This is a genomic window from Actinoplanes sp. NPDC048988, from assembly GCF_043197815.1.
Taxonomy (GTDB): domain Bacteria; phylum Actinomycetota; class Actinomycetes; order Mycobacteriales; family Micromonosporaceae; genus Actinoplanes.
Genome location: NZ_JBICTW010000002.1, coordinates 737,203 through 751,503 on the forward strand (window position 1 = coordinate 737,203; position 14,301 = coordinate 751,503).

Sequence of the window (14,301 nt, forward strand, 5' to 3'; positions counted from 1 at the left end):
GAGGACCGGTGCTGCTGATGCGGCTGCAGCTGCGGGTATGCAACTGTCTGCGTGCACTCTGACGAGCCCACAGGAAATGATTTCCGGCAGGGCTCAAGGCAGAAGGCAGCGCAAACTAGCAGTGTAGCCGCTCGGCTAACCGCTGTCCAGCCCACACCGGAGGAAACCTGCGGAGCGTGGCCCACGCGGCCTCTGACCTGCGCCTCGACTGGGCCAGGGCCTTCAAGCGGGGCCGCTCAACGCGGCGATCTTCCTCGGTGCCGGCCGTAGGACCGGCTAGACCGGAATACCCACGGGGTGGCTGTCGCAAGCGCGGAAACTTGCTGCCATCAGCGTGCCTGTCAGCGGACACACAGTCAAGGGCCTCCGAGCGGGTCGGGCCCGAAAGCACGAACGGCGAGGGCCCTTGAGCAGGGCCCTCGCCGAAACGAGGTGAAACTGTGAAGCGTCAGATCACTTGAGGGTGACCTTGGCGCCCTCGGCCTCGAGCTTCGCCTTGGCGGCGTCGGCCTTCTCCTTGTTGACACCCTCGAGGATCGCCTTGGGGGCGGACTCGACGGCGTCCTTGGCCTCCTTGAGGCCCAGGCCGGTCAGCTCACGCACGACCTTGATGACCTGGATCTTCTTGCCACCGTCACCCTCGAGGACGACGTCGAACGAGTCCTTCTCCTCCTCGACGGGAGCAGCGGCAGCGCCGCCGCCACCGGCCGCCGCGACGGCGACGGGAGCGGCCGCGGTGACCTCGAAGGTCTCCTCGAACTGCTTCACGAACTCGGAGAGCTCGATCAGGGTCATTTCCTTGAACGCGTCGAGCAGCTCGTCGGTGCTGAGCTTCGCCATGTCTGGCAACCTTTCCTAGGTACTGATGAAAAAGTCTTGCTGGTGCGCGGTGGCTCAGGCCTCCGCGGAACCGTCCTTCTCGCGCTTCTCCTGAAGAGCGGCCGCGAGGCGCGCCACCTGCGACAGCGGGGCCTGGAAGAGGCCGGCCGCCTTGGACAGGTTGCCCTTCATGGCGCCGGCCAGCTTGGCCAGCAGAACCTCACGCGACTCGAGGTCAGCGATCTTGTTGACGTCGTCAGCGCTGATCGCCTTGCCCTCGAACACACCGCCCTTGATCTTCAGGACGGGGTTGGCCTTGGCGAAGGCACGAAGGCCCTTGGCCGCCTCGACCGGGTCGCCGCTGATGAAGGCGAGCGCGGTAGGACCGGCAAACAGGTTGTCGAGGCCCTCGATGCCCGCGTCGGTTGCCGCGCGCTTCGCCAGGGTGTTCTTGGACACCGAGTACTTGGTGTCCTTGCCCAGCGAACGGCGCAGCTCCGTGAGCTGCTTGACCGTGAGACCGCGGTACTCGGTCAGCACGGTGGCCGACGAGTTACGGAAGTCGTCCGTGAGCTCGGAAACGGCGCTGGCCTTGTCGGCCCGGACCGGCTTGTCCGCCATGTCCCTCCTCTCTCAATGCTCGAGCCACTGGCCGGAACGAAGGAGGGGGCGGAATGAGAAACGCCCCGGCGCAGGGCGCACGGGGCGGAGCGGGCAGATGGAACACCCGGTCACGAACCGTTCTCCCCTGCGCGGGCCGCCCGCATTCAGCGGGGCCTTCGACCGCGACCTTCCGTCGTGACGACGGTGGTTGCGGCGACCAGCGGTCTTTGGGTGGAACTTCGAGAAGCAACTGTACGGGGTGAGACGGCCAGCGCCAAATCGGCGGCCTCACGCCCTGGATCGGCGGAGCCATCCGTAGCCGCCGAGGGCGGCCACGCACCACAGAGCGGCCCAGCCGGTGATCAGCAGCAGGGTCGCGGCCGGGGGCGGATCGGCGTCGTTCAGGACCCGGGCGGTGGCCATCACCGGCGGGACGAGCCAGGGCGCGATCGAGCCCTGCAGGCCGAGCACGACCACCAGGACGGCGGCGACGACGAGCACGGCCACGCCGTTGCGGACGCCGCCGGTCACGGCCCGGCTGGCCAGTCCGCCGACGGCCACGGCGGGGACGACCGCGAGCAGGTGGGCCAGGACGCCGAGGGCCGAGCCGGTGAGGGCGCCCTCGGTCTCGATGCCGCCGAAGAGCCACGGGGCGAGCATGGCGGCGGCACACACGGCCAGCGCGAGCAGCACGGCGGCCAGCAGGCCGGCGGCCGCCTCGCGGCGGGCACCCACGGCGGTACGGGCCAGGCGGCGCTGCACGTCGGGCTCGGTGTCCAGGACGAGCTTGGACTGCCAGGCCAGCACGGGGAACAGGGCGGCGGCGGAGTAGCCGTAGGCGACGGCGGCCGGTGAGGAGCCACCGCCGTAGATCACGCCGAGGACTACGAGCACGGCGATCAGGGGCGCCAGGGCCCGCCCGCCACGGACGAAGGCGGCCAGCCGCATACGGACGAGCGCGGTCACCGGCGGTCGGCGTTCGTCTGGGGGTCTGTCATGTGGGGGTCTTTCGCGTACGAGTCGGCTCGCCACTGCGGGGCCGCGGAGGACCCGTCGGGCCCGGAGGGGCCGCTGTGCGGCTGGGGTGCGGGGAGGTCTCGTACCTCTAGAACGCGGTGACCCTCGGCACGCAGCCGGACCACCGCCTGGTCGGCCTCCGCGCGGCGGACGGCCACCTCGATGACGACCTCGTCGGACGGGCCCGCCGGGGCCTCGAAACGCAGGGCCGACTCGGTGACCGTCCAGTGGGTGGCGCCGGGAAGGCCGGCGATCTCGTTGCGGTGGTCGCTGACCAGGACCATGCCGCCGGTCGCGGTGACCTCGGCGACGATCTCGGGGATCAGCGTGCGGGCGGCGGCGTCGAGTCCTTCCCACGGTTCGTCGAGCACCAGCAGGCCGGGGCGGGCGAGCAGGGCCTGAGCGACGCCGACCTTCTGCGCGGTGCCCTTGGAGAGATCGCCGAGGCGGGTGCCGGCGTGCTCGGTGAGCAGCAGGCGCTCGATCCACTCCCCCGCCGCGCTCTCCGCCACACCGCGCAACCGGGCCATTCGGCGCAGATATTGCCCGGCCGTGAACGGCTGGTCGGCCGGGAAGCGCTCGGGCACCCAGCCGACGACCGGCGGACGGTCGCGTACCGCGCCTCGCACCGGGCGCAGGACGCCGGCCGCGAGCTGGAGCAGCGTCGACTTGCCGGCGCCGTTGCGGCCCAGCACGACGACGGTCTGGCCGGGCTCGACGGTGGCGTCGACCGCGCGCAGCGCCCAGGGCAGACGGCGCCCGTAGCGGAACCACACCCCGTCGAAACGCACGAGCCGAAGCCTCCCACAGAAAACGCCCCCGGGGTGTACCCCGGGGGCGTTCCTGGTGACCTGTGTCGATCAGGCCTCGGCGCCGGCCTTGAAGTTCTTCACGACGTTCGGGTCGATCTGCACGCCCGGGCCCATCGTCGTGGTGACGACGACCTTCTTGAGGTACTTGCCCTTGGCGGCGGACGGCTTGGCCCGCAGGATCTCGTCGAGCACCGCGGCGTAGTTGTCCACCAGCTGGTCCTCGGAGAACGAGGCCTTGCCGATGATCAGGTGCAGGTTCGAGTGCTTGTCCACCCGGAAGGTGATCTTGCCGCCCTTGATCTCGTTGACGGCCTTGGTCACGTCCATGGTGACCGTGCCCGTCTTCGGGTTCGGCATGAGGCCACGCGGGCCCAGGATCCGGGCGATACGGCCGATCTTGGCCATCTGGTCCGGCGTCGCGATCGCGGCGTCGAAGTCCAGCCAGCCACCCTGGATGCGGGCCACGAGCTCGTCCGTGCCGACCTCGTCGGCGCCGGCCGCGACGGCCTCCTCGGCCTTCGCGCCCTGGGCGAAGACGATCACCCGAGCGGTCTTGCCGGTGCCGTGCGGCAGGTTGACGGTGCCGCGGACCATCTGGTCGGCCTTACGCGGGTCGACGCCCAGCCGCATCGCGACCTCGACGGTCGCGTCGAACTTGGTCGGGCTCGCGTCCTTGGCCAGCTTGATGGCGTCGGCCGGCTCGTAGAGCTTGTTGGCGTCGATCGACTCGGCCGCCTTGCGGTAGCCCTTGCTGCGCTGCATGTTCTTACTCCTGTGGTAGATGGCGGGCTTTACCGAAAGCCCTCCCACTGACTGCTGTGTTGCGTCAGATCTTGGTGACCTGGTTGAAGTTCAGCTCCACCGGCGTCTCACGGCCGAAGATGGAGACCAGAACCTTCAACTTCTGCTGGTCGGCATTAATTTCGCTGATCGAGGCCGGCAGCGACGCGAAGGCGCCGTCGGTGACCGTGACCGAGTCGCCGACCTCGAAGTCGAGGACCTTGATCTCGGGCTTGGCCTTCTTCTCCTCCTGCTCGACGGCAGGGGCGAGCCACTTCAGCACCTCGTCGAGCGAGAGCGGGGCGGGACGGTCGACCCGGTCGGTCGCGCCCACGAAGCCGGTCACACCCGGCGTGTTGCGCACGCAGGAGTACGACTCGGGGGTCAGGTCCATGCGGACCAGGATGTAGCCCGGGAAGACCTTGTTGCTGACCTGAACGCGCTTGCCGCTCTTGACTTCGATCTCTTCGCGGGTCGGCACCTCGACCTGGAAGATGAAGTCCTCCATGTCGAGGCTCGTGATGCGGGTCTCGAGGTTGGTCTTGACCTTGTTCTCGTAACCCGCGTACGAGTGCACCACGTACCAGTCGCCGGGGGCGTACCGCAGTTTCTGCCGCAGCTCCTGAACCGGGTCGTAGTCCTCGTCCTGCTCCACGGCGGCCGGCGTCGCCGCCGCGGCCTCGGGCTGGGCGGCCTCGGCCGACTCGTCGTCGTCCGCCGTCGCCACCGACGACTGCTCGTCGACGGACTCCGCGGTCTCCTCGTCGTACTCAGGCACGCTCGCTCACTTCCAGGTAAGTCATGGTCTTCATGCGGGCGCACACGCCCCTGCCGGCCGTCGGGCCGGGCCCAGCGGCGATCAGCCGCCGAACGCCCAGAGGACGGCCTTGCCCAGGCCGAGGTCCAGAAGGCCGACGATCGTGGTCATCACGGCCACGAACACGATGACGATCGTGGTGTAGGTCAGCAGTTCCTTGCGCGTGGGCCAGATGACCTTACGCAGCTCGCTGACGACCTCACGGAAGAAACCACCGATACGGCCGAAGAAGCCGGTCCTGCTGGCTTCCTTCTTCGACTTCGGGGTCCGCTCGGCGACAGCTGTTCCGCCGCGGCCTACCGGCTCGGCGTCGTCGTCCGCGACGTCCTTGTCGTCGTCAACGGCATCCGCGAACACCTCGTCGTCGGCCGGGTCGCCGGCGTCACCGGGTCGGTTCCTCTCGGCCATGGCGCCCTACTTCCGTCATCGGTGGTGATGGGTCCCCGCCACGCTGCGTCCGGCGCGGCGTCGTGCGGACCGCGCACCGGGCGGGCACGTCTCGAGGGCTTGCGCAGGGGTGACAGGACTTGAACCTGCAGCCTGCGGTTTTGGAGACCGCTGCTCTGCCAATTGAGCTACACCCCTTCGCGGGACGGCTGATCCCCGAATTCGCCTGCTCGGGGCAGGCTGGTTCGAGGGGTCACTGCCCCACGGCGCACCAGTGTACGGGTTCACACGGCGCTTGCCCAACCCGGGCTCGCCCTAACGTTTGCGGATGACCGCCTGAGCGAGGGAGAGGACCTTTTCGCCCTGGCAGGTGGCGGTCAGGGCGAGCCGGGTGAGGCCGTCGTCGGTGGTCTCTTTCACCGTGGCGGTGACGACCACCTCGGTGCCCTCGTCGGTGTCGGGCACCGGGACAGGGCGGGAGAACCGGACGCTGAACTCGACCACGGCGTCGGGCGCGCCGGCCCAGGCGGTCACCGCGCGGCCGACCAGGGCCATGGTGAACATGCCGTGCGCGATCACACCGGGCAGGCCGACGCCGGTGGCGATCCGGTCGCTCCAGTGGATGGGGTTGAAATCGCCCGAGGCGCCCGCGTAGCGCACCAGGTCGGCCCGGGTCACCCGGAAGGTCTGCGGCTCCATTTACGCCTCCCCGCCCCGCTGGACCAGCTTGGACCACACGGTCACGACCCGCTCGCCGGACTCGGTGGTGACCTCGGTGCGGGTGGTGATGAAGTCGTGCCCCCCGCGCGAGGTGATCTCGTCGACCGAGTTGACGCAGACGAGCGCGTCGCCGGCCACCACGGGCCGGGTGTACGCGAATTTCTGGTCGCCGTGCACCACGCGGCTGTAGTCGAGCCCGAGCTCCGGGTCCTCGATGATCTGCCGGCTGGCCGCCATGGTGATCGCGACCGGGAAGGTGGGCGGGGCGACCACGTCGGCGTAGCCGAGGGCGCGGGCGGCCGCGGGATCGTGGTACTCGGGGTCGGCGGCGCCGATCGCGCGGGCGAACTCGCGGATCTTCTCGCGGCCGACCAGATAGGGCTCCGTGGCGGGCCAGCTACGGCCCTGGAAAGACTGGTCGAGGGGCATGGCCCACAAACTACTCTGCGCCGCCCGGTCGATGACCGTGCGGCGCAGGAGTGAAGCTGTGAGGTGCTGAGATCAGCGGGTCTCGCGGTGCAGGGTGTGCTTGCCGTCCCGGGGGCAGAACTTCTTCAGCTCGATGCGGTCCGGGTCGTTGCGGCGGTTCTTACGGGTGATGTAGTTCCGCTCCTTGCACTCCGTACACGCCAGGGTGATCTTCGGACGGACGTCGGTCGCCTTGGCCACGACGGATTGCCTTCCTGCTAACGGGAAACTTAACGACGCTCCAGCGTACTCGCTAAGAGTGCCGACATGCAAAGTGGGACCCCGGGCGGGATCCCTTACTCGCAAGTAGCGGTGGCCGGACTTGAACCGGCGACACAGCGATTATGAGCCGCTTGCTCTGCCATCTGAGCTACACCGCCGAGCCAGGCTCAAGTCCAGCGCCTCCGGCGGGAACGAACCCGGTAGAGCCCCCTTACGGAATCGAACCGTAGACCTTCTCCTTACCATGGAGACGCTCTGCCGACTGAGCTAAGGGGGCCTATCGCACTTCAAGCCCAGCGCGATCGCTCGCTTGTTGCGCAGGAGTAAGACTACACGGCCTCGCACCGGGGGTGAAATCGACTCCCCCATTACCCTGAAGCCGCAGGTCAGAGCATCTTTACCCGACCGCGCGGAGCTTGCGTACCTCGCCCGCGGGGGTGGTGGCCGGCTCGGTCTGCGCCGAGAACCAGGCCTCGAGACGCTCGTACGGCAGCGGGCGGCTGAACAGGTAGCCCTGGCCGATCTCGCAGCCCATCTCCTCGAGCAGGTCGAGGGTGAGCTCGCTCTCGACGCCCTCGGCGACGACGGTGAGGCCGAACTCGCGGGCCAGGCTGACCACCGCCCGGACGATCGCCAGATCGCCCGTGTCGGTCGCCATGCCCTGCACGAAGCTGTCGTCGATCTTCACCTCGTGCACCGGCCACTGCCGCAGGTACGACAGGGAGGACGCGCCGGTGCCGAAATCGTCGACGCTGAGCCGGACGCCCAGATCGCGCAGCCGGTACAGGGTGGGCAGCACCCGCTCGATGTCGCCGAGCATGCCGGGCTCGGAGATCTCGAAGGTGACCTGGGCCGGGGCCACCGCGAAGCGTTCCAGCAGCGCCGCCACCTGGTCGGGGAAGCGGGAGTCGAGCAGGGTCCGCACCGACAGGTTCACCGCGATGGACAGCGGGCGGTCCTGGTCGGCCCACTCCCGGCAGCGCCGCAGGCCCTCGGTGAGCACGACCTCGGTGAGGCGGGACAGCTGACCGGTGTGCTCGGCCACCGCCACGAAGTCGTCGGGGGCCACCTCGCCCTGCGCCGGGTGTTGCCAGCGGGCCAGGCACTCCACGCCGACCAAGTGGCGGTCGGTGAGGGTGACCTTGGGCTGGAAGTACACGTCGATGGCGCCGCTGTCGAGCGCCACCCGCAGGTCGGCGGCGATGCCGAGGCGGCGGACGGCCCGCGACTCGAGCGCCGGGTGGAAGAGCTGGACCCCGTACGGCAGGACCTTGGCCGCGTTGGCGGCCAGCTCGGCCCGCTGGATCAGCGTCTCGGGGTCGGTGCCGTGATCGGGGTAGACGGAGACGCCGACCGCGGTGTCGAGGTCGAGGGTGAGGGTGCCCACCGTCATCGGGCCGCGCAGCTGCTCGCGCATCTCGGTGGCGAGCTGCACGGTGGCGTCGGTGCTCTCGGCACGCAGGGTCACCACGAACTCGTCGCCGCCGATGCGCCCGACCAGCGCGCCCGGCCCGGCGATGCCGCGCAGCCGGCCCGCCACCTCGGCCAGCAGCTTGTCGCCGGCCGCGTGGCCCATCGACTCGTTGACGTCGCGCTGGCCGTCGACGTCGAACAGCAGCACGGCCACCACCTCGTCCTCGGCGCGCACCTTGACCGACTCGGCGAGCGCGTCGGTGATCCGCCGCCGGTTGGGCAGGCCGGTGAGCCGGTCGTGGTAGGCGTCGTAGCGCAGCCGGTCGACCAGGCGGGTGTTCTCGACGGCCACGGCGACGTGGGCGGCGATCGTCTCGAGCACCTGCACGTCGGCCGCGCGGAAGGTGCGGGTGTCGCCGAGCCGGTTGACCACCTCGAGGCTGCCGATCGGTGTGTGGCCCGACCGCAGCGGCACGACGATGACGTCTTTCACCTTGGTGTTGCGCAGCTCGTGGCGCAGCGGCTCGGAGTCGGGGAACTGGTTGCCGACCGCCACGGTGTGTCCCTCGGCGATGGCGCGTTCCCGGATGGCGGCCGGTGTCGGCGAGAGGTCGAGCAGGCCCTTGTTCTCCACGCGGGCGGTGAGCAGCACCTCGGGGTGGCGGCCCTGCGGCGAGAGCCAGAGCGTCGCGTACTCCGAGCGCATCAGCGCCCGCATCCGCTCCAGCATCACGTCGGGCAGGCCGGCGTCGCTGCCCTCGTCACGGACGGCCTTGGTCAGCTCGTAGACGTCGGCGAGCGTGCGGTGCTGTCGGAAGAACTCGGCGTACGACCGCAGCATCAGGATGAGCGCGATCACCAGGGCCGCGAGCAGGGCCGCCGACCACGCGGTGGCGACCAGCGCGACCAGGAAGATCAGCCCGATCACCACGTTGACGCCGGCCATGGCCCAGACCGGGATCGAACCGCGGATCACTTCCTGCCCGGCGCGCGCGTTCTGCACCACGGCCATGACGGCGGCCAGACCGAGGACTTCGACCAGCACGCTCACGCCGACCGCGGCGAACAGGATGGCCCACGTGCCCGGGCCCGCGCCCCGGATCGGGGGCGCGGCCGCGACGACGAGGGCGGCCGCCGCCGCACCGGCCGACGACTTGGCGACGTTGAACCACAATTTGCTCGCGACGACCTCGGAGCGGCGGCTCAGCTGGACGATCAACACAGCCAGGGTCATGACCACGATGACCATGACCGGCGGGAGGTAGTACAGAGCGAGCAGGAAGGGCACTTCGGTGATGTAGAAGCTCATCGTGCTTCGGCGGATCACCACATTGATGACGCCGATATACGCGACGATGATCCCGGCGAGCGCGACCAGGCCACCGAGCCACTCGGTGTACCAGTCCGTCTCGCGCACCCAGAACGCGGCAGTGCAGATGGCGGCGAAAAGCGCCAGAGGGTTAGTGATCAACCAGGCGTAACGCGCGGAACGACGCGCTGCCCGCGGTCGCCCGACCATTGCACTCCCTCGTCAGTCGACGCGGTCCCGCAACGCGAGGTGAGCGCGTCACCGAACCTTCAGTCCCATTCCAGAACGCCGTTGGTGGTCTGCACGGCCCCTGCACCGACAGACGACGGGTGCCCGCTCAAGCCGGCCACGCCGCCGAAAACGACAGCGAGCGCGAGAACCAAGCCGGCCACTCGGCCCAGCCTCTTTGCGAACATGTGTGACTCCTGCGGTATGTAACAGGCTCCGGTGGGGGGTCCCATGATGGTGCCACACCAGTTGTGCGACTGGCAGCGTCCACGGGCGGGTCGAAACCGCACATTCCGAAATCCTGACCGAACGGTTGAGCTTCCTCCCCCACCGCCAAGCGCAGAATTGACGCTTTTACGACCGAAATAACGGTAGAAGTGAGGGCAATTCGCCTCGCCCGGTCAGGCCATCTTGACGTCAGGTCGCCCTGACGCCAGGCTGTCGCCCGTGACCGCGTACTCCTTCTCCCCCGACGATCTGGAGCGCCAGCACACGCTGTCCTCGGCTACAACGCGATACGACGAACTGAGGATGCGCACCGCCCTGGCCTCGATGGCCGGCGACCGGGCCGAGCCGCTGAGCCGGGCCGAGGCGCTCGAACTGCTCGCCCTCAACGAAGTGGTGATCCGCAAGGCCGGATACGGGCGGCAGGCGATGGTGCGCACGGCCCGCGACGCCGGCGCGTCCTGGACCCAGATCGGGGCCGCGCTCGGCAGCACCAAACAGGCCGCCTGGGAGGCACACAACCGCTGGGCCGAAGAACAGGTCTCATGAGCCCTTCGCCGCGGGGCGGTCCGTGGCCGCGTACTGCGACCAGGAGCCCGGGTAAAGACGGCCCGGAGCGAAACCGGCGCGCTCGAGCGAGAGCAGGTTGTGGCAGGCGGTGACGCCGGAACCGCAGTAGGAGATGACCTCGCCGCCGTCGGTCACACCGGCCGCGGCGAACCTCGCGCGCAGCACCTCGGCCGGCAGGAAACGACCGGTGGCGTCGACGTTCTCCCGGCAGGAGACGTTGTGGGCGCCCGGGATGTGTCCCGGCCGGGAGTCGATCGGCTCGGACTCGCCCCGGAACCGCTCGGGCTGGCGGGCGTCGATCACGACGCCGGCGCCGTCGGCCGCCTCGTCGATGGTGGCGAGCCGCTCGGCCGGCCAGGGCTTCGCGGTGAAGACCTTCAATCGCGGCTGCGGTACGGCGGTTTCCAGCTCACCGTCCCACGCGCCGATACCGCCGTCGAGCAGGGCCGCGTCGTGGCCCAGGGCCCGCAGCATCCAGACCAGGCGGGCGGCCATCACGCCGCCGGCGTCGTCGTACGCGACGACCGTGTCGCCGTCGCCGATGCCGAGCTCCCCCATCCGTACGGCGAAAGCCCGAAAGTCGGGCAGCGGGTGGCGCCCGCCGGCCGCACTGGGCGCGGCCGCGAGGTCCTGATCGAGGTCGGCGAAGACCGCGCCCGGCAGATGACCCCGGCGGTAGGCGTCACGGCCCGACCGGCCGTCCAGGTAAGCGCGGACGTCAGCGAGGACCAACCGGTCCCGGCGCGCCCTGACCCACTCGACATCGACAACCGGCTCGATCAACGCTGTTCCTCTCCGCTATTTGCCCACCGGGTGCTCCCGTCGCCGGGCGCGCGGCCGGAAACGGACCAGGGCCACGCCGACCATGGCCACCGCCAGAATCGTGACGGTAATGGTGACCACGGGAGTGTCGAGAGCCGTACCGAGCGACACCAGCCCCAGCCCCACCCCGAACAGCAGGTGGTAGAAGCCGGCGTCCCGGACGCTCCGGAAGGCACGGGCGGTGGCCTGCGGGGCGCGCCCGGTGATCAGCATCGACGCTCCGAAGATCGCCAACACGGCACCGGCCACCCCGCCGACCACCAGGGTCCACGTACTGGTGCTCATAGGCCCAGTCTGGGCCTGGTTTGCGCCTTTTTAGCGGTAATTGGTGAACTGGAGGGCCACGCCGAAGTCCTCACCCTTCAACAGCGCGATCACGGCCTGCAGGTCGTCCCGCTTCTTGCCGGTCACCCGCAGCTGGTCACCCTGGATCTGCGCCTGCACACCCTTGGGGCCCTCGTCCCGGATCTTCTTGCTGATCGCCTTGGCCTTGTCGGTCTCGATGCCCTCGACGACCTTGCAATCGATCTTGTACGTCTTGCCGGACTGCCGGGGCTCCCCCGCGTCGAGCGCCTTCAGCGAGATGTTCCGCTTGACCAGCTTCTCCTTGAAGACGTCGAGGGCGGCCGACGCGCGCTCCTCGGTCTCGGAGGTGATGGTCACGCCGGACTCACCCGACTTGGCGATGCTCGTGCCCGTGCCGCGGAAGTCGAAGCGGGTGCCCAGCTCCTTCTCCGCCTGGTGGAACGCGTTGTCCACCTCCTGCTGGTCGACCTTGCTCACGATGTCGAAAGACGGGCTGGCTGCCATGAAAGACTCCTGCGAAGCTGGCGTACGTCAATGGGAGGAGGAGACCGCCGAGCGGCCTCCGACATGCCGACCGTACCCGGTTGCGAGAAGCACCGGCGGTGCGGCTATTCTGTTCTCCGCCGCTTCGGGAAACCGAGGTGGCATGCCCAGGCGGGTTGCCCGAGCGGCCAATGGGAGCGGACTGTAAATCCGTCGCGAAAGCTACAGAGGTTCGAATCCTCTACCCGCCACAGGCAGACAGAACGGCCCCGGTATCAGCGGAAATGCTGACCGGGGCCGTTCTCTTTGTGATCGGGCGGAGTCCAGCTCTCCACAAGCGGTCGCGGGCGAAAAAGGCGGTCAAGGCCGGCGGGCAGGGACGAGGTCGGCGAGCAGGGCCTCGACGCGCTGCTTGATCTCGTCGCGGATGGGGCGGACCGCCTCGACGCCCTTGCCGGCCGGGTCTTCGAGCTGCCAATCCTCGTAACGCTTGCCCGGGAAGAACGGGCAGGTGTCGCCGCAACCCATGGTCACGATCACGTCGGAGTCCTGGGCGGTCTCGTAGTCGAGGCTCTTGGGGGTCTGGGCGGTGATGTCGACGCCGACCTCGCGCATGGCCTCGACGGCGGCGGGGTTGATCTGGTCGGCGGGCTCGGATCCGGCGGAGCGGACCTCGACGGCGTCGCCAGCGAGGTGGCGCAGCCATCCGGCGGCCATCTGGGAGCGGCCGGCGTTGTGGACGCAGACGAACAGGACGCTGGGCTTGGCGGACATCCGGGGTGCCTCCAGTTATGGGGTTCAGACGGTGGCGTGAGCGAAGAACCGGCGGCGCAGGGCCAGGCTGACGTAGACCAGGGCGACGAGGACGGGCACCTCGATCAGTGGGCCGACGACGCCGGCCAGGGCTTGACCGCTCGTGACGCCGAAGGTGCCGACGGCCACGGCGATGGCGAGTTCGAAGTTGTTGCCGGCGGCGGTGAAGGCGAGCGTGGTGGTGCGCTCGTAGGTCAGGCCGATGGCCTTGCCCAGGGCGTACGAGCCGCCCCACATGATGGCGAAGTAGGCGAGCAACGGCACCGCGATCAGCGCCACGTCCCACGGCCGGGAAGTGATCGCGTCACCCTGCAGGGCGAACAGGATGACGATGGTGAACAGCAGCCCGTACAGCGCGACCGGGCCGATCTTGGGGATGAACCGGTCCTCGTACCAGGTCCGGCCCTTGACCTTCTCGCCGAGACGACGGGTGAGGAAGCCGGCCACCAGCGGGATGCCCAGGAAGATCAACACGTTGCGGGCGATGTCCCAGCCGGACACCTCCAGCTCGGCGCCGGACAGGCCCAGCCAGCCCGGCAGCACGGACAGGTAGAACCAGCCGAGCACACCGAACGCGATGACTTGGAAGACCGAGTTGAGGGCGACCAGTACGGCCGCGGCCTCCCGGTCGCCGCAGGCCAGGTCGTTCCAGATGATCACCATGGCGATGCAGCGGGCCAGGCCGACGATGATCAGGCCGGTGCGGTACTCGGCGTGATCGGCCAGGAGGATCCAGGCGAGCGCGAACATGACGGCCGGGCCGACGATCCAGTTCAGGACCAGCGAGGAGATCAGCAGGCGCCGGTCACCCGTGACGGTGTCGAGCCGGTCGTAGCGCACCTTGGCCAGCACCGGATACATCATGATCAGCAGGCCGAGGGCGATCGGCAGCGAGATGCCGCCGATCTTGATGGCGTCCAGGGCGCTGTTCAGACCCGGGATGGACCGGCCGAGCAGAAGGCCGCCCGCCATGGCCAGAAGGATCCACAGCGGCAGGAACTGATCAAGGCGGGACAGGCGCCCCACCACTGCGGGCGGGGCATGGACGGTTGTGGCATCGGTCATGGGGTGGCGTTCCTGAACTGTCGAGCGTCGCTGAGCTTTTGAAGGGTCAAGCCCGAGGGTCGAGCAGGCCCGACAGCTGGCGCATGAGCGCCGGCTGGGCGCGGTAGTAGACCCAGCTGGCCCGGCGCTCCGCGGTGACCAGGCCCGACTCCTTCAGCACTTTCAGGTGGTGCGAGATGGTCGGACCGGAGATCTCGAACGCCGGGGTCAGATCACAGACACAGATCTCGCCGCCGGGCGCCGACGCGATCATGGACATCAGCTGGAGGCGGATCGGGTCGCCCAGCGCCTTGAACGCCTGGGCCAGCGTGCCGGCCGCCTCCGAGGGGATGCGGCTCTGCGTCATCGGCGCGCAACAGCCGTCGGCGTTGAGGTCGATCACGTCCAAGGCCCGCGCCGGTTTTGACATGCGTCGAGGTTGA

At 69.1% G+C, this 14,301-nt stretch carries 19 protein-coding genes and 4 tRNA genes; 2 read left to right on the forward strand and 21 right to left on the reverse strand.

The features are described 5' to 3' along the window. Window positions 1-453: 453 nt before the first annotated feature. The 15 genes from rplL to ACGFJ7_RS10625 form a co-directional block, all read right to left on the reverse strand. Window positions 454-840, reverse strand: a complete 387-nt coding sequence (gene rplL, locus ACGFJ7_RS10555) for a 50S ribosomal protein L7/L12 (protein WP_360245603.1) — start codon at window positions 838-840, stop codon at window positions 454-456. Window positions 841-894: 54 nt separating this feature from the next. After that, window positions 895-1,440, reverse strand: coding sequence for a 50S ribosomal protein L10 (gene rplJ / locus ACGFJ7_RS10560; protein WP_360245606.1), 546 nt, complete (start codon window positions 1,438-1,440; stop codon window positions 895-897). Between the two features lie 270 nt (window positions 1,441-1,710). Then, complete coding sequence (locus tag ACGFJ7_RS10565) at window positions 1,711-2,388, reverse strand: hypothetical protein (RefSeq protein ID WP_360245609.1); 678 nt, start codon at window positions 2,386-2,388, stop codon at window positions 1,711-1,713. Continuing rightward, complete coding sequence (locus ACGFJ7_RS10570) at window positions 2,385-3,230, reverse strand: ATP-binding cassette domain-containing protein (protein ID WP_392641936.1); 846 nt, start codon at window positions 3,228-3,230, stop codon at window positions 2,385-2,387. Before ACGFJ7_RS10570 ends, ACGFJ7_RS10565 begins: the two co-directional genes overlap by 4 nt. 69 nt (window positions 3,231-3,299) lie before the next feature. Continuing rightward, on the reverse strand, window positions 3,300-4,013 hold the full coding sequence (gene rplA, locus ACGFJ7_RS10575; protein ID WP_360245615.1) for a 50S ribosomal protein L1: 714 nt from the start codon (window positions 4,011-4,013) through the stop codon (window positions 3,300-3,302). Window positions 4,014-4,077: 64 nt separating this feature from the next. Beyond that, a complete protein-coding gene (gene nusG / locus ACGFJ7_RS10580) occupies window positions 4,078-4,809 on the reverse strand; it encodes a transcription termination/antitermination protein NusG (protein WP_360245618.1) in 732 nt (243 codons plus the stop codon). Window positions 4,810-4,890: 81 nt separating this feature from the next. Then, window positions 4,891-5,256: a preprotein translocase subunit SecE gene (secE, locus tag ACGFJ7_RS10585; protein ID WP_360245621.1), complete on the reverse strand. Its 366-nt coding sequence runs from the start codon at window positions 5,254-5,256 to the stop codon at window positions 4,891-4,893. Between the two features lie 104 nt (window positions 5,257-5,360). After that, window positions 5,361-5,433 (reverse strand) — tRNA-Trp (locus ACGFJ7_RS10590). 117 nt (window positions 5,434-5,550) lie between these two features. Further along, a complete protein-coding gene (locus tag ACGFJ7_RS10595) occupies window positions 5,551-5,934 on the reverse strand; it encodes a MaoC family dehydratase (RefSeq protein ID WP_360245624.1) in 384 nt (127 codons plus the stop codon). Then, window positions 5,935-6,384, reverse strand: coding sequence for a MaoC family dehydratase N-terminal domain-containing protein (locus ACGFJ7_RS10600; RefSeq protein WP_360245627.1), 450 nt, complete (start codon window positions 6,382-6,384; stop codon window positions 5,935-5,937). Window positions 6,385-6,456: 72 nt separating this feature from the next. Further along, window positions 6,457-6,624 carry a 50S ribosomal protein L33 gene (gene rpmG, locus ACGFJ7_RS10605; protein ID WP_067495822.1) on the reverse strand — a complete coding sequence of 56 codons (168 nt, stop codon included), beginning with the start codon at window positions 6,622-6,624 and terminating at the stop codon, window positions 6,457-6,459. A 106-nt stretch (window positions 6,625-6,730) separates the two neighbouring features. Then, window positions 6,731-6,803, reverse strand: a tRNA-Met gene (locus ACGFJ7_RS10610). Between the two features lie 46 nt (window positions 6,804-6,849). Then, window positions 6,850-6,922 (reverse strand) — tRNA-Thr (locus tag ACGFJ7_RS10615). A gap of 120 nt (window positions 6,923-7,042) precedes the next feature. After that, a complete protein-coding gene (locus tag ACGFJ7_RS10620) occupies window positions 7,043-9,577 on the reverse strand; it encodes a bifunctional diguanylate cyclase/phosphodiesterase (protein WP_360245630.1) in 2,535 nt (844 codons plus the stop codon). Between the two features lie 59 nt (window positions 9,578-9,636). Further along, a complete protein-coding gene (locus ACGFJ7_RS10625; RefSeq protein ID WP_360245633.1) occupies window positions 9,637-9,783 on the reverse strand; it encodes a hypothetical protein in 147 nt (48 codons plus the stop codon). A gap of 259 nt (window positions 9,784-10,042) precedes the next feature. Between ACGFJ7_RS10625 and ACGFJ7_RS10630 the strand changes: the two genes are divergently transcribed. Continuing rightward, window positions 10,043-10,369 carry a hypothetical protein gene (locus tag ACGFJ7_RS10630; RefSeq protein ID WP_360245636.1) on the forward strand — a complete coding sequence of 109 codons (327 nt, stop codon included), beginning with the start codon at window positions 10,043-10,045 and terminating at the stop codon, window positions 10,367-10,369. Here ACGFJ7_RS10630 and ACGFJ7_RS10635 read toward each other — a convergent pair. Genes ACGFJ7_RS10635 through ACGFJ7_RS10645 form a run of 3 tightly spaced genes read right to left on the reverse strand, consistent with a single transcriptional unit; the run spans window position 10,364 to window position 12,022 of the window. Beyond that, window positions 10,364-11,173, reverse strand: a complete 810-nt coding sequence (locus ACGFJ7_RS10635) for a sulfurtransferase (RefSeq protein WP_392641941.1) — start codon at window positions 11,171-11,173, stop codon at window positions 10,364-10,366. The genes ACGFJ7_RS10630 and ACGFJ7_RS10635 overlap by 6 nt on opposite strands. 15 nt (window positions 11,174-11,188) lie before the next feature. Then, window positions 11,189-11,497, reverse strand: a complete 309-nt coding sequence (locus ACGFJ7_RS10640) for a hypothetical protein (protein ID WP_360245642.1) — start codon at window positions 11,495-11,497, stop codon at window positions 11,189-11,191. A gap of 30 nt (window positions 11,498-11,527) precedes the next feature. Continuing rightward, window positions 11,528-12,022, reverse strand: a complete 495-nt coding sequence (locus tag ACGFJ7_RS10645) for a YajQ family cyclic di-GMP-binding protein (protein ID WP_360245645.1) — start codon at window positions 12,020-12,022, stop codon at window positions 11,528-11,530. Between the two features lie 149 nt (window positions 12,023-12,171). Between ACGFJ7_RS10645 and ACGFJ7_RS10650 the strand changes: the two genes are divergently transcribed. Then, window positions 12,172-12,252: transfer RNA gene (locus ACGFJ7_RS10650), tRNA-Tyr, on the forward strand. Window positions 12,253-12,361: 109 nt separating this feature from the next. Here the strand turns inward: ACGFJ7_RS10650 and ACGFJ7_RS10655 are convergent. Genes ACGFJ7_RS10655 through ACGFJ7_RS10665 form a run of 3 tightly spaced genes read right to left on the reverse strand, consistent with a single transcriptional unit; the run spans window position 12,362 to window position 14,288 of the window. After that, on the reverse strand, window positions 12,362-12,775 hold the full coding sequence (locus tag ACGFJ7_RS10655; protein ID WP_392641944.1) for an arsenate reductase ArsC: 414 nt from the start codon (window positions 12,773-12,775) through the stop codon (window positions 12,362-12,364). 24 nt (window positions 12,776-12,799) lie between these two features. Further along, window positions 12,800-13,879 carry an ACR3 family arsenite efflux transporter gene (gene arsB, locus ACGFJ7_RS10660; protein WP_392641946.1) on the reverse strand — a complete coding sequence of 360 codons (1,080 nt, stop codon included), beginning with the start codon at window positions 13,877-13,879 and terminating at the stop codon, window positions 12,800-12,802. Between the two features lie 46 nt (window positions 13,880-13,925). Continuing rightward, window positions 13,926-14,288 (reverse strand): metalloregulator ArsR/SmtB family transcription factor, encoded by a 363-nt coding sequence (locus ACGFJ7_RS10665; RefSeq protein ID WP_360245654.1) that lies wholly within the window; start codon window positions 14,286-14,288, stop codon window positions 13,926-13,928. Between the last annotated feature and the right edge of the window lie 13 nt (window positions 14,289-14,301).